This is a genomic window from Bradyrhizobium sp. TM233 (assembly GCF_036247965.1).
Lineage (GTDB): Bacteria > Pseudomonadota > Alphaproteobacteria > Rhizobiales > Xanthobacteraceae > Bradyrhizobium > Bradyrhizobium ottawaense.
In genome coordinates, this window is record NZ_BTIG01000001.1 from 1,119,878 (window position 1) to 1,144,410 (window position 24,533).

Here is a 24,533-nt window from a genome sequence, read left to right on the forward strand (position 1 = left end):
TACGCAGCAATTCCGCTAATTCCGTCCGGCGCCATTCATCGTGTTGAGCATCAAGAATCTCTCCAAGTCCTTCTCCTCGGCCGGCGAGCCGGTCCAGGTGCTGCGCGGCGTCGACCTCGACCTCAAGGAGGGCGAGCGCGTCGCGCTGACCGGCGAGTCCGGCAGCGGCAAGAGCACATTGCTGCACCTGATCGCTGGGTTAGACGCCGCCGATGGCGGCACGATCCGGCTTGAGGACATCGAGGTCACCGCGCTGTCCGACGCAGGGCGCGCCCGTTTGCGGCGCGACCGGATCGGGCTGGTGTTTCAGCAATTCAACCTGATCCCGAGCCTGTCGGTCGCGGACAATCTGGCCTTTCAGGCGCGGATCGCCGACCGTCACGATGCGGCCTGGACCAAGGAGCTGGTCGAACGGCTCGGTCTCGGCGCGCTTCTGAAGCGCTATCCCGAGCAATTGTCCGGCGGCCAGCAGCAGCGGGTCGCGATCGGCCGGGCGCTGGCAACAAAGCCGTCGCTGCTGTTGGCGGACGAGCCCACCGGCAATCTCGACGAGGCCACCGCCGAGAACGTCCTGGCGCTGACGCGCGACCTCGTCGCGCGCACCGGCTGCGGCTTCCTGATGGTGACGCATAGCCTGCATCTGGCCGGTACGCTCGACCGCCATCTCACTTTGCATGCGGGTCGGATCGCATGAGACGCGCGCTCTGGGTCCTCGCGGTGCTGCTCAGCCATTGGCGGCGTCACAAGATGCAGTTCGCGACGCTTCTGGTCGGACTGATCGCGGCGACCGCGTTGTGGAGCGGCGTGCAGGCCATCAACCAGCAGGCCCGCAACGCCTATGACCGCGCCGCCGCGACGTTCGGCGGCGCGCGCACGGCCATGCTGGTCGCGCCCCATGCGGCGACTTTTCCGCAAGAGCTGTTCGTCAAGCTGCGCCGCGCCGGCTGGCCGGTGTCGCCGGCGCTGGAGGGCCGGGTCCAGATCAACGGCCGCTCGGTGCGGCTGCTGGGGATCGAGCCGGTCACGCTGCCGGTCGAAATCGGCAACGCACCGCGCCTCGGTGCTGCGGATCTAAGCAGCTTTGTGGCGCCGCCGGGCCAGACATTGGTGGCGCGGGAGACGCTCAGTGACCTGCAGGAAACAGAGGGCGCGGCGCCCCCGATCAGTGACGGCACAACATTGCCGCCGCTGCGCGTGCTGCCGCAGCTGGTGCCCGGCGTGCTGGTGGTCGATATCGGCGTGGCGCAGCGTCTGCTCAACAAGCCGGATCAGGTCTCGCGGCTTCTGATCGGCAAGCCGAAGAGCAGGCCTGCGCCGCTGGCGAGCGTGGTCGGCGATCAGTTGCAGCTGGTCGAGCCGACCGCGGAGACCGAGCTGGAGCGCCTGACCGACAGCTTTCACCTCAACCTCACGGCGTTCGGCCTGTTGTCGTTCTTCGTCGGCCTGTTCATCGTCAACTCGGCCGTCGGCCTTGCCTTCGAGCAGCGGCTGCCGATGCTGCGGACGCTGCGCGCCTGCGGCGCCTCGGCACGGCTGGTCAACACCGTGATGGTGGTCGAGCTCGTGGCGCTGGCGCTGATCGCCGGGCTGATCGGGCTCGTCTGCGGCTATTTCATCGCGGCCGTGCTGCTGCCCGACGTCGCGGCGTCATTGCGCGGGCTCTATGGCGCACAGATCCCGGGGCAGCTGACCTTACAGCCTGAATGGTGGCTCGCCGGCATCGGCATCAGCATTGCGGGCGCGCTCGTTGCGGCGGCGACCAGCCTGATCAAGGCGATCAGGATGCCGGTGCTGGCGACGGCGCAGCCGCACGCCTGGCAGCAGAGGCAGCGCCGCTGGCTGATCCTGCAAAGTCTGGCCGCCTGCGCCGTGTTCGCGGTCGCGCTGCTGTTGCTTCGTTATGGGGAATCGCTGATCGCGGGCTTTGGCGTGCTGGCGGCGCTGATGCTCGGTGCGGCATTGATCCTGCCGGCGTTGCTCGAGATCATCCTGCTCGCGGGCCAGCACGCCGCGAGGAAGCCGCTCGCGCAGTGGTTCTGGGCGGACAGCCGGCAGCAGCTCTCCGGCTTGTCGCTGGCGCTGATGGCGCTGCTGCTCGCCCTCGCCGTCAATGTCGGCGTGTCCACCATGGTGGAGACGTTCAGCCGCACCTTCCTCGGCTGGCTCAACGGTCGGCTGGCGGCCGACGTCTACATCAGCGCCTCCGACAATGCGCAAGGTGTTGCCATCCGCGACTGGCTGCGCGAGCGCAGCGACGTGCAGGCAATCCTGTCGGGCGGCCGCGCCGAGACGCAGCTTCAGGGCCAGCCGGTGGAATTGTTCGGCCTGCCCGATCACGCGCTGTATCGCGAGCGCTGGCCGTTGCTGGAAACCGCGCCGCGTGCCTGGAGCCGGCTCATGCCGGGCAATGCCGCCTTCATCAGCGAACAACTGAGCCGCCGCCTCAACGTCCGCATCGGCGACGTCGTCGAGGTGCCGGCGCCGAGCGGGACCTGGGAGCTCGACATCGTCGGCGTCTATGCCGATTACGGCAATCCTAAGGGGCAGCTGACCGTCAACGTCGCCGCGCTGATCCGGCAATTTCCGCAGACGCCGCAAACCCGGATCGGCCTGATCGTCGCGAAGGAGAACATCCCCGGCCTGATCGCGGCGTTGCAGAAGCAGTTCGCGCTCGACGACCGCAGCGTCGCCGACCAGGCGACGGTGAAGGCGGAATCGATCCGCATCTTCAACCGCACCTTTGCGGTGACCTCGGCGCTGAACGCCTTCACGCTCGGTGTCGCAGGGATCGCGCTATTCACGAGCCTGTTGACGCTGGCGAATTCCCGTCTGCCGCACCTCGCACCGCTGTGGGCGATCGGCATCACCCGGCCGCGCCTTGCCGCGATCGAATTGACCAAGACGCTGTCGGTCGCGCTGTTCACGGCGCTGCTCGCCGTGCCGCTCGGCCTCCTGGTGGCGTGGTGCCTAATCGCGATCGTGAACGTGAAGGCGTTCGGCTGGCGGCTGCCGTTCCACTTGTTTCCGCTGCAACTGGTCGAGCTGGTCGCGGTCGCGCTGCTGGCGGCGCTGCTGGCGGCGCTGTTGCCGGTGGCACGGCTGGCGCGGATGCAGCCGGCAAGTCTCGTCAAGGTGTTTGCCAATGAGCGCTGATCGCATGTCGCGCCGCGCCTTCGCCAGCGGCATCGCTGCGCTGGCGCTGGCACGCCGCGCCAGCGCGCAAGGCTATGCCGGGCTCGGTGAGACCGCGGATGGCTTTGCGAAGGTCGTGCCGGGAAAGACCTTCACGTTCCCGGGCGATCACGGGCCGCATCCGGAGTTTCGGATTGAATGGTGGTATCTGACGGCAAACCTCGTCGATTCCAGCGGCGCGGCTTGCGGCCTGCAATGGACGCTGTTCCGTCAGGCGGCGCAGCCAGGACCGCATGGCGAAGGTTGGGCCAATCAGCAGGTGTGGATGGCGCACGCCGCGGTGACGCGCGCCGACACCCACCGCTTCAACGAAGTCTTTTCACGCGGCGGCGTCGGGCAGGCCGGCGTCACGGCCAAGCCGTTCGATGCCTGGATCGACGATTGGGAGATGAAGGCTCTCGAGCGCACCGACGATCGCACTTTGGCGCCGCTGGCACTGAAGGCGTCCAGCACCGATTTCAGCTACGCCCTGACGCTGGAGGCCGATCGTCCGGTCGTGTTGCAGGGCGATCGGGGCTACAGCCGCAAATCGGAGCGCGGCCAGGCGTCCTATTATTACAGCCAGCCGTTCTACCGCGCTCGCGGCACGCTCACCATCGACGACAGACCGGTGGACGTCACGGGCCAGGCCTGGATGGACCGCGAATGGAGCAGCCAGCCGCTTGACGCCGACCAGACCGGCTGGGACTGGCTGTCCCTGCATCTGTCGTCCGGCGACAAGCTGATGCTCTACCGGCTGCGGCAGAAGGACGGCCGGGACTATCCGTTCGGCAACTGGATCAGCGCTGCCGGCGAAACGCAGATGATCACAGGTGGCGACGTCCAGATGATTCCGAAGGCGACGGCGGAGGTTGCGGGACGCAAGCTGCCGGTGGAATGGCAGATCGCGATCCCGTCGCGATCGTTCTCGATCCTCTGCAAGCCGCTCAATCCCAGGGCCTGGATGGGGACCGGCTTCTCCTATTGGGAGGGGCCGATCAGCTTTGCCGGGACGCATGACGGCGTTGGCTATCTCGAGCTGACCGGGTATTGAGGCGCGGTCTGTTTGAAGGGATCCCGCGATGTATCATTTCACCGCCCTCGTCACGCTGCTGGCGATTGCGTTTTATTTCTTCGTCACCATGAACGTCTCGCGGGCACGCACCAAGACCGGCATCAAGGTGCCGGCGATATCGGGCCATCCGGATTTCGAGCGCGCCTTCCGCATCCAGGCGAACACGCTGGAATGGATGCCGATTTTCCTGCCTGCGCTATGGCTGTTCGCGATCTACATCAGCGACGGCATCGCGGCGGGGATCGGTGCGGTCTGGATCATCGGCCGCGTCGTCTATTTCATTGGTTATTCGCAAGCGGCCGCCAAGCGCGGTCCGGGCTTTGCGATCCAGGGCATCGCGGCTATAGCGCTGTGGGCGGGGGCGCTGGGAGCGGTGGTGTTGCGGCTGGTGTAGTGAATCACATCACGCGTGCTCGTGTCCCGGGCGCGGTGCAGCGTGTAACGCTGCGCCGCTGAACCGGGACCCAGTCAGGCCTCCACGCCCGGAGAAGCGTGGATCCCGGCTCTGCGCAGCAGCGTTTCACGCTGCAGCGCGTCCGGGACACGAGAGCCTCACTTCGTCAACGGACACCCGCTGTCCTTGGCGGCGAAGAAGGCCTTGTCGCCGGGGACCGTGGCGAGCAGCTTGTAATAGTCCCAGGGCTTCTTCGATTCCGACGGCTTCTTGACCTCGAACAGATACATGTCGTGGACCATGCGGCCGTTCTCGAGCACCTTGCCGCCTTGCGCGAAATCGTCGTCGACCGGCAGCTCCTTCAGCTTCTTGGCAACCGCATCCGGATCCTTGGTGCCGGCGGCCTTGACCGCCTTCAGGTAGCTCAGCGTCGCCGAATAGGTGCCGGCCTGAATCATGTTCGGCATCCGGCCGGTGCGCTTGAGGAAGCGTTCGCCGAGATTGCGGCTCTTGTCGTTGACATCCCAGTAATAGCCTTCGGTCAGCACCAGGCCCTGCGCGGCCTGCAGGCCGAGGCCGTTGACTTCGGCAAGCGTCATCAGCAGGCCGGCAAGCTTCTGGCCGCCGGAGACGATGCCGAACTCGGACGCCTGCTTGATCGAGTTGGTGGTGTCGAGGCCGGCATTGGCAAGGCCGACGATCTTCGCCTTGGAGCTCTGCGCCTGCAGCAGGAAGGAGGAGAAGTCCGAGGAATTGAGCGGCACGCGCACCGAGCCGACGACCTTGCCGCCATTGGCGGTGACGATCTCGCTGGTGTCCTTTTCCAGCGCGTAGCCGAAGGCGTAGTCCGCGGTGAGGAAGAACCAGGTGTCGCCGCCGGCCTTGGTCAGCGCACCGCCGGTGCCGACGCCGAGCGCGCGGGTGTCGTAGGCCCAGTGGAAGCCATAGGGCTGGCAGGCATCGCCGGTCAGCCGCGAGGTCGCGGCGCCCACAACGATGTCGATCTTCTTCTTTTCCTTGGACAGCTCGTGGATCGCGAGCGCAACCGAGGAGGTCGTCAACTCCGTGATCATGTCGACGTTCTCGACGTCGTACCAGCGCCGCGCGATCGAGGTCGCGAGGTCGGCCTTGTTCTGGTGGTCGGCGGTGACGAGCTCGACCTTCTGCCCCAGCACCTCGCCGCCAAAATCCTCGATCGCCATCCTGGCCGCCTCGACCGACCATTTGCCGCCGTAATCGGCATAGACGCCAGACTGGTCGTTGAGGATGCCGATCTTGACGCCTTGCGCGGACGCCGGCGCCGCCAGCACCAGAGCAGAGGTTGCGACGGCGGCCAAAAGTGCTGATTTCATCTGTTATCTCCCAGCAGTTTTCTGTTTTGAAATCGCGCGGATATTAGGGAAGAACCCCGACCCTGCCCATCCATTTCACGTTGGTCGTTAGTTGGTCGTTAGTATGGGATTCTGCGCGCCAAACAATCGGTGTCGTCCCGGACAAGCGCGCCTCAAGCGCGCGTAGATCCGGGACCCATAGCCACAGGGAGGAGTTTGGCGAAGACCCGGAGTTACCACCTTCGCTCCACACTCCTCCCTGAGGTTATGGGTCCCCGCGTTCGCGGGGACGACGGCGGAGCGTGTAGCACGATCGTGGCCACCACTTGCACTTAAGGAGCCACCACCTCCGGCTTCTTCCCCTCATTCCGCCCTTCCGCCAGGTTCCGCACCACCACGTAGAAGATCGGCGTGAACAGAAGGCCGAACAAAGTGACGCCGATCATGCCGAAGAAGACGGCGACGCCGACCGCCTGCCGCATCTCCGAGCCGGAGCCGCTCGATATCACCAATGGCAAGACGCCGAGGATGAAGGCGAAGGACGTCATCAGGATCGGCCGCAGGCGCAGCCGGCAGGCCTCGATGACGGCTTCCAGCCGCGGCTTGCCCTCGTTCTCGATGTCGCGCGCGAACTCGACGATCAGGATCGCGTTCTTGGCCGCCAGTCCCACCAGCACGACGAAGCCGATCTGGGTGAGGATGTTGACGTCCTGGCCCATGATGCGCACGCCGATGGTGGCCGCGAGCAGGCACATCGGCACGATCAGGATCACCGCGAACGGCAGGGTCCAGCTGCCATATTGCGCCGCGAGCACGAGGTAGACGAACAGCACGCAGATCGGAAACACGTAGAGGCCGGCATTGCCGCCGGTGACCTGCTGATAGGACAGATCGGTCCATTCGAAGGTGAAGCCGCTCGGCAAGGTGTCGTCCGCCAGCTTCTTGATGGTGTTGAGCGCCGTGGTCGAGCTGGTACCCGGCGCCGGCTCGCCCTGGAGCTCGGACGCGGCATAGAGATTGTAGCGCGCGACGCGGTCGGGACCCGAGACATCCCTGAACTCCACCACGCTGCCGAGCATCACCATGTCGCCGGTGGCGTTGCGCGTGCGCAGGCGTGCGAGGTCGCTGGGCTCTTTCCGGAACGGGAAGTCGGCCTGCGCGGTGACGTGATAGGTGCGGCCGAACAGGTTGAAGTCGTTGACATAGGTCGATCCGAAATAGCTCTGGATCGTGTCGTTGATATTGGAGATGGGAACGCCGAGCTTCTGCGCCTTGGTGCGGTCGATGTCGACGAAGAGCTGCGGCGTGTTGGCTGAGAACGGCGAGAACACCGAGGGGGCCAGCAGCAAGGACGATTTGCGCGCTGCTGCGACGAGCTCGTCGGTGGCCGCGGCGAGCATTTCGGGCCCGCGGCCCTGGCGGTCCTGGATGCGGATGGTGAAGCCGCCGCCGGTGCCGATGCCGGGCACGGCCGGCGGCGGAATCACGATGATGAAGGCGCCCTGGATCGCAGCCAGACGCTTGCGCAGCTCGACCGTGATGGCGTTCGCAGACAATCCCTTCTTCATCCGCGCCTCGGGCTCGTCGAACACCGGAAACAACGCGGCCGCGTTGCCGGCCTGCGTGCGGGTGGCGCCGGAGAAGCCGGCAAACGCGGCGACGCGGATGATGCCCGGCGTATCCAGCGAGATGCGTTCGATCTCGCGCACGACCTCCGTTGTGCGCGCCAGCGAGGCCGCGCCCGGCAATTGCACGGATATGATGACGTAGCCGCGATCCTGCGCGGGGATGAAACCCTGCGGCGTGGTCACGATCAGCCAGCCGGCGCTGCCGATCAGCACGACGTAGATCAGGATCATCACCACCGAATGCCGGATCACGAAATTGGCGAGGCCGGCATAGCCGTGCGCGAGACGGTCGAACACGCGATTGAATACACCGGTGAAGGCATTCCAGCCGCGCGCGATGACATTCCAGCTCGCGGGCGGACGCTTCTCCTCGTGCGGCACCAGGATCTGCGAGGCCAGCGCCGGGGACAGCGTCAGCGAGCAGAAGCAGGAAATCGCGGTCGCAACCGCAATGGTGACGGCGAATTGCTGGAAGAACTGCCCGGAGATGCCGCCAAGGAAGGCGGTCGGGACGAACACCGCGCAGAGCACCAGCGCAATCGAGACCAGTGCGCCGCCGACCTCCTCCATGGTCTTCAGCGCCGCGTCGCGCCGGCTCATGCCGTGCTCGAGATGTCGCTCGACATTCTCGACCACAACGATGGCGTCGTCGACCACGATGCCGACCGCGAGGACGAGGCCGAACAAAGTGAGGTTGTTGATGGAGAAGCCGAGCGCCGCCATCACCGCGAAGGTGCCGACCAGCGACACCGGGATCGCGATGATCGGAATGATCGCGGGCCGCCAGCCCTGCAGGAACACCAGCACGACGATGACCACGAGCAGCATGGCTTCGTAGATGGTCTTGATCAGCTCGTGGACGGACTGCGCGATGAACTCGGTCGGGTTGTAGCCGATGTTGTAATCAAGCCCCTTCGGGAAGCTCTGTTTGAGCCTCGTCATCGTATCGGAGATGTTCTTGGCGGTCGCCAGCGCGTTCGAGCCGGGCCGCTGCGTCACCAGCATGGCGACCGCGGATTTGCGCAGCAGGAAGCTGTTGGTGGAATAAGCGAGCGCACCGAGCTCGATGCGGGCGACGTCACGCAGACGCACCGTTCGGCCGTCGGAGCCGGCCTTGATCAGGATGTCCTCGAACTGCTTCTGGTCCTTCAGGCGGCCCGTGAAAGTGAGGTTCGGCTGGAAGGCGCGATCGGCAATCGGCGGCTCGGCGATCTGGCCGCCCGCGATCTGCACGTTCTGGGCACGGATCGCGGCCAGCACCTCCGCAGAGGTCAGGCCGAGATTGGCAATCCGATCAGGATCAAGCCACAACCTCATCGAATAATCGCGTGCGCCAAAAATCTGGATGTCGCCGACGCCGTCGAGGCGCAGCAGCTGGTCGCGGACCTGGAGCAGCGCGTAGTTGGAGATGTAGAGCTGGTCGAAGGTGTCGTCCGGCGACAGCATGAACACGACCATCAGGATGTCGGGCGAGTTCTTGCGGGTGGTGACGCCGTTGCGCTGGACCTCCTCGGGCAGCCGCGGCTGCGCGATCGCGACGCGGTTCTGCACCAGCACCTGGGCCTTGTCGAGATCGGTGCCGAGCTTGAAGGTGACGGTGATGGTGAGCTGGCCGTTCGAGGTCGCCTGGCTGTAGAGATATAGCATGTCCTCGACGCCGTTGATCTCCTGCTCGATGGGAGCCGCGACCGTGTCGGACACGGTCTGCGCGGAGGCGCCGGGATATTGCGTGGTGACGACGACGGTTGGCGGCACCACTTGCGGATATTCGGACACCGGCAACGTGGTGTAGGCGAGCGCACCGACGATCAGGAGCACGATCGACAGCACCATCGCCAGGATGGGCTGGTTGATGGAGAGACGACCGAGATTCATGACTTGTCACCGGGCTTGCCACCGGCCGGCGCTGGCGCAGTCTGCGGGGCAACCTTGGCGCCGACACGGGCACGCTGGATGCCGTTGACGATGACGCGGTCCTCGGCCTTCAATCCTTCGCGGATCACGCGCAGGCCGTCATCCAGCGGCCCGAGCACCACGGGGCGCGCCTCGACGGTGTCGTCCGGCTTCACCACGAACACGATCTTGCGGGATTGGTCGGTCGCAACAGCGACGTCCGGAACCAACAGGGCCTCATAGGGCGCGCTGCCGATCAGCCGGACGCGACTGAACTGGCCGGGCAGGATCGACAGATCGGTGTTCTTGACCACGGCGCGGCTGCGCAACGTGCCGGTCGAAACGTCGAGCCGGTTGTCGAGGAAGTTGATGGTGCCTTCATGCGACGGCTTGGTTTCGCCGGCCAGCGTCACCTGCACCGGATTCGCCGTGTCGCGCGAGCTCGGGCGCCGCCCTTCGAACCACAGCTTGCTGTATTTGATGAAGGTCGCCTCATCCATGTCGAAATAGACGTAGATCGGGTCGAGCGTGACGATCGAGGTCAGGAGGGTCGAAGAGCCATTGTCGCTGCCCTGCACGAGATTGCCGGGGCTGACGAAATGGCGGCTGACGCGGCCGGTCAACGGTGCCGTCACATGCGTGAACTCGATGTTCAGTCTGGCGGCTTTCAGCGCGCCTTCAGCCTGCACCTCCGCGGCATGCGCAGCTTGCAGGGCCTGACGGCGTTGGTCCACGACCTGCTCGGAGACCGCGCTGGTCTGCACCAGGCTGAGGCCGCGGTCGAGCTCGCGCTTGGCCAGCTCCACCTTGGCGCGGGCATCCGACAGCTGTCCCTCGGCCTGCGTGGCCACCGCCTCGAACGGACGCGGGTCGATCACGTAAAGCAGATCGCCCTGATGCACGATGGCGCCGTCCTGGAATTCGACCGAGTTGACGAAGCCGCCGACGCGCGGGCGCACCTGCACCTCCTCCACCGCTTCGAAGCGGCCGGTGAACTCGTCCCAATCGGTGACGGTGCGCTTGACCGGCTGGGCGACCGTCACGGGCGCGGGCGGCGGGGCAGCGCCTTGCGAGGCAGGCTGCCCGCAACCGGTGAGCGCGAATGTCGCGCCGACAAACGCGGCGATTGCGCCCAGTCGAGCCAGAACGAAATCGTGCTTTTTGACAAACTGCTCGCTTCCGTCCGGTCCGCTCATCTCAGGTCCTCGCCTAAAAGCCGCAGAAACAGCAGGGTACTCGCCTACCCGCGGGGGACACAAGATGGGTTTCAATGATGAACTCTTCAAGACCGCAGGGTGTGCAACGCTCGGACGGACGCCCTGGCCGGATGGCGGGTTGACAGCCAGATAGCGGGCTTGGCGCAAGGTGATTAGTGGGCGGATTGCGAATGGCGTTATTCGCCGTGCTCATGAATTGGGGAGATGCGATGCGAGCGTTCTGCTCACCCTCCCTGGAGGGGGAGGTAAGAAGCGCCAGCGCCTTCACACATGACGGGCGCGATGGGCTGGGCTAGATTGCTCCCACAAGAACAAGACGAATTGTCCGGGGAGGACAGGCGTGCACCAGGGACGTGTCGTTTTCGGCGCGATAGAGGAGGTCGTGTTCGGCCATCCTGCAACTGAGGCCATCGTCGCGCAGATGGACCGGCTGGGAACGCGCCGCGCCTTCCTGATGGTTTCGGGCACGCTGAACCGGCAGACCGACGAAATCGAGAAGATCAAGCAGGCTTTGGGCTCCCGCTGCGCCGGCCTGTTCGACGCCATGCCGGCGCATACGCCGCGCGAGGCGGTGATCGCAGCCACCCACGCGGCGCGCGAAGCGAGCGCCGACCTGATCGTCACCATCGGCGGCGGCTCGATCACCGACGGCGCCAAGGCGGTGCAGCTTTGCCTCGCCAACGGCATCACCGATGTCGACGGCATCGAGCGCATCCGCGTCCACAAGGGCGTCGCGCCGGAGATGAATGCGCCGACGGTCCGTCAGGTCAGCGTGCCGACCACGATTGCCGGCGGCGAGTTCAGCGCGATCGCGGGCGTCACCGACCGAACTGCGCATGTGAAGCAGATGCTGCGGCATCCGCTCGCGGTGCCGCGCGCGACCATCCTCGATCCCGCGATCACCGTCCACACCCCGGAATGGCTGTTCCTGTCGACCGGCATCCGCGCCATCGACCATTGCGTCGAGGCGATCTGCTCGCGCGAGACGCATCCTTACGCCGATGCGCAATCGGTCAAGGGCCTCGCCATGCTCGCCGACGCGCTGCCGCGGGTGAAAGCCGATCCCGCCGATCTCGACGCGCGGATGGACGCGCAGATCGGCACCTGGCTGTCGATGGGCGCGCTCGCGGCGGGCGTGCCGATGGGCGCGAGCCACGGCATCGGCTACGTGCTCGGCGCAGCCTTCGACGTGCCGCACGGTTACACCTCCTGCATCATGCTGCCGGCGGTGATGCGCTGGAACGCGCGCGACAATGCGGAGCGACAGATGATCGTCGCCGCTGCCATGGGCTATCTCGGCCACGCCGCTGCCGATGTGCTCGATGCCTTCATCCGCTCGCTCGGCATGCCGCGCAGCCTCGCGGATGTGCGCGTCTCGCCGGAGCATTTCGATGATATCGCCGAGCAGGCAATGCGCACGAACTGGATTCCGCGCAATCCGCGCAAGATCGAGGGGCCCGCCGACGTGCGCGAAATCCTGCTCCTCGCCGCCTGATCCAAGCCGGAGGATAGATGTACCCAGGTCAGCATGCCCGCCTACGCCCGCTGCAGCCCGCCTTCATCATGGCGGCCACAGGCGAGGCCGTCACCTATCGCGAGCTCGATGCGCGCAGCAACCGTCTGGCCCATCTGTTCCGCAAGCACGGCTTGAGGCGGCTCGACCATTATTCGATCTTCATGGAGAACAATTCGCGCTATCTGGAGGCCTGCGGCGCCGGCGAACGCTCCGGGCTGTACTACACCTGCATCAACTCCTTCCTGACGCCGGGCGAGCTCGCCTATCTGCTCGTCAACAGCCAGTCGAAAATCCTGATCACGTCGATGGCGAAGCTCGACATCGCCCGCGAGGCGATAAAGGCCTGCCCCGAGATCAAGCTCTGCATCGTCGCCGACGGCCCTGGCGAGAGCGAGCGCATCGTCGGCCTTGCCGACGTAACCGCGGATATGGCGGCGACACCGATCGCGGACGAATGGCTAGGCACCGCCATGCTCTATTCGTCCGGCACGACGGGACGGCCGAAAGGCATTTTGCGGCCGCTGCCGGAGGAGCCGCCGAGGCACAATCTGCCGCTGTTCGATTTTCTGACCAAGCTCTGGCACTACCGCGAAGGCATGGTCTACCTCTCGCCGGCTCCGCTCTATCATTCGGCGCCGCAGGCCGCGGTGAACCTCACGATCCGCATGGGCGGCACCGTGATCATCATGGAGAGTTTCGATCCCGAGCGTTACCTCGAGCTGGTTCAGCACTGGGGCATCACCCACACCCAGCTGGTGCCGACCATGTTCTCGCGGATGCTGAAGTTGCCGCCGGAGGTGCGCAAGCGCTACGACCTGTCCTCGCTGGAGATCGCGATCCATGCCGCTGCGCCCTGCCCCGCTTTGGTCAAGGACGACATCATCAAATGGTGGGGACCCATCATCCACGAATATTACGGCGCCACCGAAGGCCTCGGCTTCACCGCCTGCAACAGCGAGGAATGGCTCGCCCACCGCGGCACCGTCGGCAAGGTGCTGCTCGGCGACCTTCACATCCTCGACGAGAACATGCGGGAATGCCCGACCGGCACGCCCGGCCAGGTCTGGTTCAAGACCGCCTCGCCGTTCGAATATTTCAACGATCCGGAGAAGACCAGGGAGGCACGCTCGGCGGACGGCAGCATGAGCACGGTCGGCGATGTCGGCTATGTCGATGCCGACCGATACCTGTATCTGACCGACCGGGCGACCTTCATGATCATCTCCGGCGGGGTGAACATCTATCCGCAGGAATGCGAGAATCTCCTGATCACCCATCCGAAGGTCGCCGATGCCGCAGTGTTCGGCGTGCCCAATCCCGATCTCGGCGAGGAGGTGAAGGCGGTGGTGCAGCCGATGCCGGGCATCGCGCCGGACGAGGCGCTCGCCGAAGAGCTGATCGCCTTCTGCGCAAAATCGCTATCGCGGCAGAAGGTGCCGCGCTCGGTCGACTTCGAGAAGGAATTGCCGCGGCTGCCGACGGGGAAGCTGTACAAGCGCCTGCTGCGGGACCGGTATTGGGGGAACAAGGTGTCGCGGATCGTGTGAGGGCGTCTGTCCGCTCGTGGGGCATCATGCGCGAGACGTGACCAGAGGAAAGGTGTCGTCCCGGGGCACGACGAAGTCGCGAACCCGGGACCCATAACCCCAGGGAAGAGTCGTCGCGCGAGCAGGTCACCCCGAGTCTTCGCCAAACGTCTCCCTGTGGCTATGGGTCCCGGAGCTGCGCTTCGCTTGTCCGGGACGACAGTGAGTTTGTTGATTCTGCATCGCGCAACATCACCGCAGGAACCATCTCTTCGCACTGCACTCTCACATTGTGAGACGATGAAAGCCCTGCGGCCTTGCGTCATCCGAATTGTCGAGGCGGCCTGTGGCCTTACGGGTTGCCTCCCTCGACTTGCGTGCTATCGTCAGCACAAACAGGCCGCAAAAGGCCCAAAAGACTAGTGTCCAGGGAGGATGAGCATGCGGAGCGTGTGGGCGCTCGCCGCGATGGCGGCGCTATCTGTGCTGACGGCCTCAACCACCACGCTCGCCGGCGAACCCAAGCAGGGCGGTGTCCTGCGGATGTATCACCGCGACAGCCCGGCCAACGCGTCCATCCTCGAAGGCGCGACCTATTCGGTCAACGTGCCGTTCATGGGCGTCTTCAATAACCTCGTCATTTACGACCAGCACATCGCGCAGAACAGCCCTGACACCCTGCGGCCGGAGCTCGCCGAAAGCTGGTCCTGGGGCAACGACAACAAGAAGCTGACGTTCAAGCTGCGCCAGGGCGTCAAATGGCATGACGGCAAGCCGTTCACATCGGCCGACGTCAAATGCACCTTCGATCTCCTGATGGGCAAATCGCAGCAGAAGCTTCGGCAGAATCCGCGCAAGGCCTGGTACAATGAAGTCAACGAGATCACGACGAGCGGCGATTTCGAGGTCTCCTTCGACCTGAAGCGGCCGCAACCCTCGCTGCTGGCGATGCTCGCCTCCGGCTATACGCCGATCTATCCCTGCCACGTCTCGCCCGCGGACATGCGCACTCATCCGGTCGGAACCGGACCGTTCAAGTTCGTCGAGTTCAAGGCCAATGAATCGATCAAGCTGACGCGAAATCCGGACTATTGGAAGAAGGGCCTGCCCTATCTCGACGGCATCGAGTACACGATCATCACGAACCGCTCGACCGCGATCCTCGCCTTCGTCGCCGGCAAGTTCGACATGACCTTCCCCACGCACATCACGATCCCGCTCCTGAAGGATATCAAGTCTCAGGCGCCGAACGCGACTTGCGTCGTCGAGCCGACCAACGTTTCGACCAACATCATCGTCAATTCGACCTCGGCGCCGTTCGACAACCTCGATATTCGCCGGGCGGTGGCGCTTGCGCTCGACCGCAAGGCGTTCGTCGATATCCTGTTCGAAGGCCAGGCCGATATCGGCGGCACCATGCTGCCACTGCCTCAAGGCGTCTGGGGCATGCCAAAGGACAGGCTCGAGACCATTCCCGGCTATGGCCGCGACGTGAACGCGAACCGGGAAGACGCGAAGAAGCTGATGCAGAAGGCGGGCTACGGCCCCGACAAGCACCTCGCGGTGAAGGTCTCGACACGCAATCTCGCGGAATATCGCGACCCCGCCGTGATCCTGATCGACCAGCTCAAGAGCATCTATATCGACGGCGAGCTCGACGTCGTCGAAACCGCGAACTGGTTCCCGAAAGTCGCGCGCAAGGACTACATGCTCGGCCTCAACCTGACCGGCAATTCCGTCGACGATCCCGACCAGTCCTTCTACGAAAACTATTCCTGCGGCTCGGAGCGGAACTACACCAATTACTGCAACAAGGAGATCGAGAAGCTGTTCGACGTGCAATCGCAGGAGACCGACACCAGCAAGCGCAAGCCGCTGGTCTGGGATATCGACAAGAAGCTGCAGGAGGACGTCGCCCGCCCGATCATCTTCCATGCACGGGCCGGCACGTGCTGGCAGCCCTATGTCAAGGACATCACGATCATGTCGAACAGCTCCTATAACGGCTTTCGCTACGAGGACGCGTGGCTCGACAAGTAGCGCGGCAAGCTGAAGCCTTTGGGATTTTGGTCTTGAGCATGATCTTGTCGGAAAACCGCTGCGCACTTTGCGCTAGCGCGGCCCTTCGGGTCCGGATCATGCTCTAGCGGCTCGCGGAGGGCGAAGGATGTTTGCCTATCTGGTGCAACGCCTGTTCCTGATGCTCGTGACCCTGTTCGGGATCTCGATCGTCATCTTCCTGCTGCTGCGCATCGTGCCCGGCAATATCGTCGACATCCTGTTCGCCGCGGCCGGCTATGTCGATCCCGCCGACAAGGCCAACCTGGAGAAGGAGCTCGGCATCGACCAGCCGCTGATCGTGCAATATTGGCATTGGATCAGCGGTTTTCTGCGCGGCGATTTTGGTTATTCCTACGTCTCCGAGAAGCCCGCGCTGCAGGAGATATTGCCGCGGATCCCGATCACGGCGCGGCTCGCCGGCCTCGCGCTGTTGTTCTCGACCTCGATCGGCATTCCGCTCGGCGTCATCAGCGCCGTGAAGCAAGGCACACGGCTGGATTACGCGTTGCGTGTCGTCAGCTTGAGCGGCTTGTCGCTGCCCTCGTTCTGGCTCGGCCTGCTCATCCTCACCGCGTCGGTGGCGATGTTCGGCCAGATGCCGATCTTCAATCCGAATCCGCAGACCTGGCTCGAGGCGTTCGCAACCTATGCCGTGCCCGCTGCCGCCGTCGGCTTCCGCAGCGCGGCGCTGACCATGCGCATCACCCGATCCTCGATGCTGGAGGTGCTGCGGCAGGACTACATCCGCACCGCCCGCGCCAAGGGCGCCTCCGATGCCGCAGTGAACTATCAGCACGCGCTGAAGAACGCGATCCTGCCAGTCATCACCGTGATCGGCATCGAGGCGGCGTTCCTGATCGGCGGCCTGATCGTCACCGAGACGGTGTTCAACATCCCCGGCGTCGCCCGCTTCCTGGTCGAGGCGATCCGCTGGCGCGACTATCCGATCGTGCAGAACCTCGTGATGCTGATCGCCGTCGTGGTGGTGAGCGCGAATTTTATCGTCGACATGCTCTATGCCGTGTTCGATCCGCGCATCAGGTACACGGATTAGGAGATCAGCTTGGCTGCGATTGACTATGATCTCGAACTGCGGCGGGCCGGCGCGTACGCGACGGGAGGCTGGCGGCGCGTGCTGTTTCTGGCACAGCGGCATGTGCTGGGCGCGGCTGGCCTCGTCATCATGACCGTGTTCGTGTTCACGGCCATCTTCGCCGATTTCATCGCGCGCTATGATCCCCTGTCGATCGATTCGGCCCGCGCTCTGGCCCGCCCGAGCCTGGCGCACTGGATGGGAACGGACTCCTTCGGCCGCGACGTGTTCAGCCGCATCATCCACGGCGCGCGGATCTCGCTTGCGGTCGGGATCGGCTCGACCGCGCTCGGGGGCACGATCGGCGTCATCGTCGGGCTGACCTCCGGCTATCTCTCCGGCTGGGTCGATCTCGTGTTCCAGCGCGTCTCCGACGTCCTCCAGGCGCTGCCGCTGCTGGTGCTGGCGCTGGTGATGACGGCGGCACTCGGCCCGTCGCTGCCGAACGTGATCATTGCGATTGCCATTCCGCTGATCCCGACGGTCGCGCGTGTCATCCGCGCCAACACGCTGGCACTGCGCGAACTCCCCTTTATCGAAGCCGCCAAGTCGATCGGCATGAGCGAAGTGCGCATCGCGCTCCGCCACGTGCTGCCGAACACGCTGGCGCCGCTGATCGTGCTCGCGACCGCGCAGCTCGGCTCGACCATCCTGACGGAAGCTTCCCTCTCCTTCCTCGGCCTCGGCATTCCCGAGCCTTATCCGTCTTGGGGCCGCATGCTCTCCGAGTCCGCCGCCGAGTATGTCCGCACCGCGCCGTGGCTGGTGATCTTCCCGGGCATTGCGATCAGCCTCGCCGTGTTCGGCGCCAACCTGTTCGGCGACGCCCTGCGCGACATCCTCGATCCCCGGCAGCGCGGCTGATGGCACAAAAATCCGATCTCGTGCTCGAAGTGAAGAACCTGAAAACGGTGTTCTTCACCAATTCCGGTCTGTTCAAAGCCGTCGACGACCTCTCCTTTACCGTGAAGCGCGGCGAGACGCTGGCGATCGTCGGCGAATCCGGCTGCGGCAAGAGCGTCACCGCGCTGTCGCTGATGCGGCTCGTGCCCGATCCGCCCGGCCGCATCGTCGGCGGCTCCGTCTCGCTCGAGGGCACCGACCTGCTGACACTGGATGAAACGCAGATGCGCGCCGTCAGGGGCAACCGCATCTCCATGATCTTCCAGGAGCCGATGACCTCGCTCAATCCGGTGATGCGGATCGGCGACCAGATCGTCGAGGCGGTGCGGCTACACCGGAACATCCCGGCCAAGGAGGCCCGGAATATCGCCGTCGAGATGCTGCGCCTGGTCCGCATTCCCGAACCGGCGCGACGCGCGAGAGAGTATCCGCATCAACTCTCCGGCGGCATGCGCCAGCGCGCGATGATCGCGATGGCGCTGGCCTGCCGGCCGGCGCTGCTGATCGCGGACGAGCCGACCACCGCGCTCGACGTCACCATTCAGGCGCAGATCCTGGCGCTGATCCTCGACCTTCAGACGGAGCTCGGCACCGGGCTCGTGCTGATCACGCACGATCTCGGCGTCGTCGCGCAGACCGCGCAGCGCGTGATCGTGATGTATGCGGGCCGCAAGGTCGAGGAGGCCAGTGTCGAGGCGCTGTTCGCCGCGCCAAAGCATCCCTATACGCGCGGGCTGATGGCCTCGATCCCGGCGGTGCCGGCCGCCGGCGTCCCGGCACAGGCGCGGCTGAACGAAATTCCCGGCACCGTGCCGTCGCTGGTGCGGCTGCCGAAGGGGTGCGCCTTCGCGCCGCGCTGCAAGCTCGCGATCAAGCGCTGCGAGGCCGAATATCCGCCGCTGGAGGATTGGGGCGGCGGCCATCTCGCCGCCTGCTGGCGCGCGGCAGAAGTCGCGGAGGTGGCATGAGCGAGGCACTGCTCGAGGTCACCGACCTCAAGAAGCATTACCCGGTGCGCGCCGGCGTGCTGCGGCGGCAGGTCGGCACCGTGCATGCGGTCGACGGTGTCTCGTTCTCGGTTGGCACCGGCGAGACCCTCGGCCTCGTCGGTGAATCCGGCTGCGGCAAGTCGACGGTGGCACGCAGCGTGCTGCGGCTGGTCGAGCCGACCTCGGGCCAGATCCGGCTCGACGGCGAGGACATTACCCATCTGTCCAAGGCGGAGCTGCGGCCGCACCGGCGCTCGATGCAGATCGTGTTCCAGGACCCGTTTGCCTCGCTCAATCCGCGCATGACGGCCGGCGACATCGTCGGCGAGCCGCTTATGGTGCACGGGCTCGCCAGCGGCAAGGAGCTGGAGGCCCGGGTCGCGAAGCTTTTCGAACAGGTTGGCCTGCGCCCTGACCAGATGCGCAATTTCCCGCATCAATTCTCCGGCGGCCAGCGTCAGCGCATCTGCATTGCGCGGGCGCTCGCGCTGGAGCCGCGGCTGATCGTCTGCGACGAGCCGGTCTCGGCGCTCGATGTCTCGATCCAGGCGCAGGTCATCAACCTCCTGATCGACCTGCAACGCCAGCACGGCTTCTCCTATCTCTTCATCGCCCACGACCTCGCCGTGGTCGCTCATATCAGCCATCGCGTCGCCGTGATGTATCTCGGCCGCATCGTCGAGATCGCAGGCAAGGACGAGCTGTTTCGCAATCCCAGGCATCCCTACACGCAAGCGCTGCTCGCCTCGGTGCCGGTTGCCAACCCGCTGGCGAAGAAGCTCGCGCCGCTGGTCGACGGGGATGTGCCGAGCCCGGTCAATCCGCCGCCCGGATGCGCGTTTCACACCCGCTGCCGATATGCGATGGAGCGATGCGGGGTTGAGCGGCCCGCACTGCTGGATGCGGGCAACGGGCATCAGGTCGCGTGTCTGCTCAATGAGGGGACGGGGCGGAGCAACACGCTTTCGTAGGGTGGGTAAGCGGAGCGTGCCGACCACGCCTCTCCACATTTGACATCGATGGTGGGCACGGCGCTTTGCGCCTTTGCCCGCCCTGCGATATCGCGTTCGTTGCGCTAACCTGCCCCGATCTCCGCGACGATCCGCCCCGTCGTCACCTGCTCGCCCTCGGCAACATCGATCGCGGCCACCACACCGTCGATGCCGGCTTTATGGACGTGCTCCATCTTCATCGCTTCCAGTGTCATCACGGGTTGGCCGGCTTTGACACGGTCACCCGGCTTGACCAGCACGGCGACGACACGCCCGTTCATGGCGGCGCGCACCTTGCCGTCGCCGCCGTTACTTGCGGCGGCCTTCGGCGCGGCGAGGGTGAGATCGGTGACCGCGAGCGGGATGCCGCGGTGCTGGAGGTAGAGCCGGTCACCGTCGCGCAGGAACTTTGCGCTGTCCATCACACCATCGTGGCGGAAGCGGACGGCATCGGCGTCGAGTTGGTCGATCTCGAACTTGTCTTGCCGGCCGTCGGTGGCGACGATGTAGCTGCCGTCGCGCTCGCGCGTGACTTCGAGTTCGTATGTCTGACCGGCGATCTCGATTTTCGCTGGCAACGGAAAGGTGGCGGCGAGGCTCCGCCCGCCCTGCCATGACGGTGTGCGCGGGTTGGTGACATAGAGCAGCAGGCCCGCGAGCGTCATGTCGAATGCCGCGTTCGCACGCGGCGCCAATAGCTCGTCGCGATGCGTGCCGATGAAGGCCGTCGTCGCCTCGCCCTTGGCAAAGCCGGGATGGCGCAGGCACGACATCAGGAACGCCTGATTGGTGGTCACGCCGAAAGCCGTGAGCTGCTCCAGGCCGACGACCAGCCGCCCCCTCGCCTCCTCGCGCGTGGCGCCATGGCTGATCACCTTGGCGATCATGGAATCGTAGAACGGCGGGATCTCCGAGCCCGATTGCAACGCGTGCTCGACGCGGATGCCATCAGGCACCTGCCAGCGCGCCATGCGGCCCGACTGCGGCATGAAGTCGTGCCCGGCATCCTCCGAGCAGAGCCGCACCTCGATGGCATGGCCGGAGAAGTTGATGTCCTGCTGCTTCACCGGCAACGGCTCGCCGCGCGCGACGCGCAGCTGCAGCTCGACCAGATCGAGTCCGGTGATCGCCTCCGTCACGGGATGCTCGACCTGGAGACGCGTGTTCATCTCCATGAAGTAGAACGCGCCGCTCGCATCGAGCAGGAATTCCAGCGTGCCGGCGCCCTCGTAACGCAGCGCCTTCACCGCTGATACCGCGACCTCGCCCATTTTCGCGCGCAGCTCCGGCGTCACCGCGGGCGACGGCGCCTCCTCGATCAGCTTCTGGTGGCGTCGCTGCACCGAGCAGTCGCGCTCGCCGAGATGGATGGCGTTGCCGTGGCTGTCGCCGAACACCTGAATCTCGATGTGGCGCGGGTTCTGGATCGCGCGCTCGAGGATGACGGTGGGATCGCCGAACGCCGCCTTCGCCTCCGACCGCGCGCTGCGCAGGGCATCAGGGAACGAGGCGGCGTCGATCACGAGCCGCATGCCACGACCGCCGCCGCCGGCGACCGCCTTGATCATCACGGGAAAGCCGATCTTGCCGGCCTCCGCCAGCATGACTTCGTCACCCTGATCGGCGCCTTGATAGCCGGGCACGACGGGCACGCCGGCCTTCTTCATGATCTCCTTGGCGCCGGCCTTGTTGCCCATCGCCTCGATCGCCTGCGGCGAGGGACCGATGAAGATCAGGCCGGCATCCTTGCAGGCTTGCGCAAAATCCTCGTTCTCGGCGAGGAAACCATAGCCGGGATGAACGGCATCTGCGCCGCTCGCTTTCGCCGCGGCGATGATTGCGGGGATGTTGAGATAGGATTGCGCGGGCAGGGCTTCGCCGATGCGCACGGCCTGGTCAGCCTGTTGCACGTGGAGCGCGTCGCGATCCGCGTCCGAATAGACCGCGACGACGCCGAGGCCCAGCTGTCGCGCGCTGCGCATCACGCGAAGCGCGATCTCACCCCGATTGGCGACCAGGACCCTGAAGAACGGCCGGTGCTGCACTGATCCGTTCCTCATGGGCGGGCCACCGAAAACTGCATGCGCTGGGGCGTCCGTGCGTCACCCTCGCGGCAGATCGCGAGCACTTCGGAGAGGACCGCGCGGGTGTCGCGCGGGTCGATCACGCCGTCGTCGAGCACGCGGGCGCTGGTCGAGAACACGTCCATCTGGCCGTCGAACACACCGACGATCTGCGCCTTCATGGCATCGAGTTTTTCCTTTTCGACCGGCTTGCCGCGCCTCGCGGCGGCGGCCTCCGTCACAATAGCCATGGTTTCAGCCGCCTGCTCGCCTCCCATCACGGCGGTCTTCGCGTTCGGCCAGGAGAAGCAGAAACGCGGATGGAAGCCGCGGCCGCACATGCCGTAATTGCCGGCGCCGAACGAGGCGCCGCAATAGACCGTGATCTGCGGCACCGTCGCCGAAGTCACCGCCTGGATCATCTTCGAGCCGTGCTTGATCATGCCGGCTTCTTCGTAGGCTTTGCCGACCATGTAGCCGGTGGTGTTGTTGAGATAGAGGATCGGCGTGCGGGTCTGACAGCAGGCCTGGATGAAATGCGTCGCCTTGTTGGCGCCGGCGGGATCGAGCGGCCCGTTGTTGGTGATGATGCCGATCGCCTGTCCTTCGATGCGGGCGTGGCCGCAGACGGTGGCCGGACCGTAATTCGGCGCCATCTCGGTGAAATCGGAATCGTCGACGATGCGTGCGATCACCTGCTTCATGTCGACGGAGCGCTTATGGTCCATCGGCATGATACCGAGCAGTTCGTCCTGGTCGTAGCGCGGCGGCTTGAATTCCGACGCTGTCCTGCCCGGGCGTTCCCATTGCAGCGCCGCCATGATCTCGCGCGCGATACGCAACGCGTCGCGATCGTCCTCGGCGAGATAGTCGCCGAGGCCAGACACCTGCGTGTGCATCTCGGCACCGCCGAGCTCTTCCTCGGTCGCGATCTCGCCGGTCGCGGCCTTCAGCAGCGGCGGCCCGGCGAGGAAGGCGCGGGTACGGCCGCGCACCATGACGATGTAATCGGACAGGCCGGTCTGATAGGCGCCGCCGGCGGTCGAGGAGCCGTGCGTCACGGTGACCACGGGCAGGCCCGCCGCCGAGAGCCGCGCGAGATTGCGAAAGATGTTACCGCCGCGGACAAAATCCTCGACGCGGTAGCGCAACAGGTTGGCGCCTGCGCTTTCGACGAGTTGCACGTAAGGCAGCTTGTTCTCCAGCGCGAGCTCCTGCACCCGCAGCGTCTTGTCGAGGCCGTAAGGCTGCAGCGCGCCGGCGTCGATGCCGGCGTCATTGGCGCTGACCATGCAGCGGATGCCCGAGACGAAGCCGATGCCGGCGATGACGCCGCCACCGGGCACGCTCTTGGCCGCATCCGGCACATCGAACATGTAGCCGGCGAGCGTCGACAGCTCGATGAAGGGCGCGCCGGGATCGAGCACCAGCGCGACGCGTTCGCGCGGCAGCAGCTGCCCGCGCTTGTGGAAGCGGTCCTTCGCCGCCGCCGATGCCGCGCGCGTGCGCTCTTCCAGCGCGCGCATGCGGTCGATCAAGCCGAGCATGCCGTCGCGGTTGGCGTGGTAGGCGGCGCTGCCGGGGGAGATTGTGTTTTCGAGAATGGACACGTTTACTCCGTCATTCCGGGGCGATGCGCAGCATCGAACCCGGAATCTCGAGGTTCCGGGTTCGCGCCATGCGCGCCCCGGAACGACAATTACCTGTTCGTCCCAAAGATCTTCCGCGCTTCGGCCGGAGACGCGATCTCGCGGCCCGCACGCCTTGCGCAGGCGGCGATGGCCTCGATCAGCTGGCCGTTCGACGTCACCTTCTTGCCGTCGGCGAGATAGAAGGTGTCTTCGAGACCGGTGCGCAGGTGGCCGCCGAGCTCGGCGCAGCGCTGGTGCAGCGGCCAGATCTCCTCGCGGCCGATCGCGGTGACTTGAAAATGCGCCTCGGGACGTTTCAGCTTGATCAGGATCGGCAGCAGCTCCGGGTCCGAAGGCATTCCCGAAGCGACGCCCATCACAAAATTATACTCGAGCGGTCCCTTGTACATGCCGACCTGGGTGTACATGCCGACGCAGCGGACGATGCCGACGTCGAAGCATTCGAACTCGGGGATGGTACCGACCGCGTTCATGACGTCGAGATAGTCCTTCACCTTCTCGACCGCGTTGTCGAACATCATCGGCGGCCAGGCCCAGGTATTGTCGGCCTTCACCTTCAGGTAATTCAGCGAGCCGGCGTTGCAGGCGGCGATCTCCGGCCTGGTCTCACGGATGCAGTCGAGCGCGCCGGAGTAGTTCGGCCCCGACACCCCCGAGGTGTGGTTGATGATCACGCCGGGACAGGCTTCGCGGATCGCCTGCTGGATCTCCCTGCTGACGGCGACCTCCCAAGACGGCAGATGTCCCTTGCCGGGCGCCTGCTGGCGCAGGTGGATGTGCATGACGGACGCGCCGGCATCGAACGCAGCCTTTGCCTCGCGCGCCATCTGCTCGGGCGTCACGGGCACGTTGTGCTGCTTCGGGTCGGTGAGCACGCCGTTCAGCGCGCAGGTGATGACGGCCTTGTCGCTCATGCCAAAAATGTCTCGCACGTTGAGAATTCAACGCTTGCGATCATGTGATGGGTGGCATGCGGCTTCTTGCGCGGAGAAGCTGAAGAAGGACGAGCTTTCGTAGGGTGGGCAAAGG

17 protein-coding genes are annotated in these 24,533 nt (G+C 65.3%); 11 read left to right on the forward strand and 6 right to left on the reverse strand.

Going from position 1 to position 24,533, the window contains the following annotated elements:
• Positions 1-40 precede the first annotated feature (40 nt).
• Genes AABA86_RS05330 through AABA86_RS05345 form a run of 4 tightly spaced genes read left to right on the forward strand, consistent with a single transcriptional unit; the run spans position 41 to position 4,640 of the window.
• Positions 41-694 carry an ABC transporter ATP-binding protein gene (locus AABA86_RS05330; protein WP_338306001.1) on the forward strand — a complete coding sequence of 218 codons (654 nt, stop codon included), beginning with the start codon at positions 41-43 and terminating at the stop codon, positions 692-694.
• Entirely contained in the window at positions 691-3,153 is a 2,463-nt protein-coding gene (locus tag AABA86_RS05335) for an FtsX-like permease family protein (RefSeq protein ID WP_338306003.1), read from the forward strand. Before AABA86_RS05330 ends, AABA86_RS05335 begins: the two co-directional genes overlap by 4 nt.
• Positions 3,143-4,225: a lipocalin-like domain-containing protein gene (locus tag AABA86_RS05340; RefSeq protein ID WP_338306004.1), complete on the forward strand. Its 1,083-nt coding sequence runs from the start codon at positions 3,143-3,145 to the stop codon at positions 4,223-4,225. Before AABA86_RS05335 ends, AABA86_RS05340 begins: the two co-directional genes overlap by 11 nt.
• Positions 4,226-4,253: 28 nt before the next feature.
• A complete protein-coding gene (locus AABA86_RS05345; protein ID WP_212243853.1) occupies positions 4,254-4,640 on the forward strand; it encodes an MAPEG family protein in 387 nt (128 codons plus the stop codon).
• Positions 4,641-4,798: 158 nt separating this feature from the next.
• On the opposite strand, the gene AABA86_RS05350 is transcribed toward AABA86_RS05345, so the two are convergent.
• The 3 genes from AABA86_RS05350 to AABA86_RS05360 all read right to left on the reverse strand — a co-directional run bounded on the left by AABA86_RS05350 (position 4,799) and on the right by AABA86_RS05360 (position 10,688).
• A complete protein-coding gene (locus AABA86_RS05350; protein ID WP_212243852.1) occupies positions 4,799-5,992 on the reverse strand; it encodes an ABC transporter substrate-binding protein in 1,194 nt (397 codons plus the stop codon).
• Positions 5,993-6,303: 311 nt separating this feature from the next.
• On the reverse strand, positions 6,304-9,474 hold the full coding sequence (locus tag AABA86_RS05355) for an efflux RND transporter permease subunit (protein WP_212243850.1): 3,171 nt from the start codon (positions 9,472-9,474) through the stop codon (positions 6,304-6,306).
• Complete coding sequence (locus AABA86_RS05360) at positions 9,471-10,688, reverse strand: efflux RND transporter periplasmic adaptor subunit (protein WP_338306007.1); 1,218 nt, start codon at positions 10,686-10,688, stop codon at positions 9,471-9,473. Before AABA86_RS05360 ends, AABA86_RS05355 begins: the two co-directional genes overlap by 4 nt.
• Positions 10,689-11,049: 361 nt before the next feature.
• Here AABA86_RS05360 and AABA86_RS05365 point away from each other — a divergent pair, with 361 nt between their 5' ends.
• From AABA86_RS05365 to AABA86_RS05395, 7 genes are all read left to right on the forward strand, one after another.
• A complete protein-coding gene (locus AABA86_RS05365; protein WP_338306008.1) occupies positions 11,050-12,204 on the forward strand; it encodes an iron-containing alcohol dehydrogenase in 1,155 nt (384 codons plus the stop codon).
• Between the two features lie 17 nt (positions 12,205-12,221).
• On the forward strand, positions 12,222-13,772 hold the full coding sequence (locus tag AABA86_RS05370; RefSeq protein ID WP_338306010.1) for an AMP-binding protein: 1,551 nt from the start codon (positions 12,222-12,224) through the stop codon (positions 13,770-13,772).
• Positions 13,773-14,192: 420 nt separating this feature from the next.
• The gene (locus tag AABA86_RS05375) at positions 14,193-15,791 is read left to right on the forward strand and encodes an ABC transporter substrate-binding protein (protein ID WP_338306011.1); all 1,599 of its coding nucleotides are present in this window, start codon (positions 14,193-14,195) and stop codon (positions 15,789-15,791) included.
• A gap of 127 nt (positions 15,792-15,918) precedes the next feature.
• The gene (locus AABA86_RS05380; protein ID WP_338306012.1) at positions 15,919-16,866 is read left to right on the forward strand and encodes an ABC transporter permease; all 948 of its coding nucleotides are present in this window, start codon (positions 15,919-15,921) and stop codon (positions 16,864-16,866) included.
• Between the two features lie 9 nt (positions 16,867-16,875).
• Complete coding sequence (locus AABA86_RS05385) at positions 16,876-17,769, forward strand: ABC transporter permease (protein WP_212243843.1); 894 nt, start codon at positions 16,876-16,878, stop codon at positions 17,767-17,769.
• Positions 17,769-18,776, forward strand: coding sequence for an ABC transporter ATP-binding protein (locus AABA86_RS05390; protein WP_338306015.1), 1,008 nt, complete (start codon positions 17,769-17,771; stop codon positions 18,774-18,776). The genes AABA86_RS05385 and AABA86_RS05390 overlap by 1 nt, the downstream gene beginning before the upstream one ends.
• Positions 18,773-19,768, forward strand: a complete 996-nt coding sequence (locus tag AABA86_RS05395) for an ABC transporter ATP-binding protein (RefSeq protein WP_338306017.1) — start codon at positions 18,773-18,775, stop codon at positions 19,766-19,768. Before AABA86_RS05390 ends, AABA86_RS05395 begins: the two co-directional genes overlap by 4 nt.
• Before the next feature lie 104 nt (positions 19,769-19,872).
• Here AABA86_RS05395 and AABA86_RS05400 read toward each other — a convergent pair whose 3' ends face one another.
• The 3 genes from AABA86_RS05400 to AABA86_RS05410 all read right to left on the reverse strand — a co-directional run bounded on the left by AABA86_RS05400 (position 19,873) and on the right by AABA86_RS05410 (position 24,418).
• Entirely contained in the window at positions 19,873-21,849 is a 1,977-nt protein-coding gene (locus AABA86_RS05400) for an acetyl-CoA carboxylase biotin carboxylase subunit (protein WP_338306019.1), read from the reverse strand.
• Complete coding sequence (locus AABA86_RS05405; RefSeq protein WP_338306020.1) at positions 21,846-23,462, reverse strand: acyl-CoA carboxylase subunit beta; 1,617 nt, start codon at positions 23,460-23,462, stop codon at positions 21,846-21,848. Before AABA86_RS05405 ends, AABA86_RS05400 begins: the two co-directional genes overlap by 4 nt.
• Before the next feature lie 89 nt (positions 23,463-23,551).
• A complete protein-coding gene (locus AABA86_RS05410; RefSeq protein WP_212243834.1) occupies positions 23,552-24,418 on the reverse strand; it encodes a 3-keto-5-aminohexanoate cleavage protein in 867 nt (288 codons plus the stop codon).
• Between the last annotated feature and the right edge of the window lie 115 nt (positions 24,419-24,533).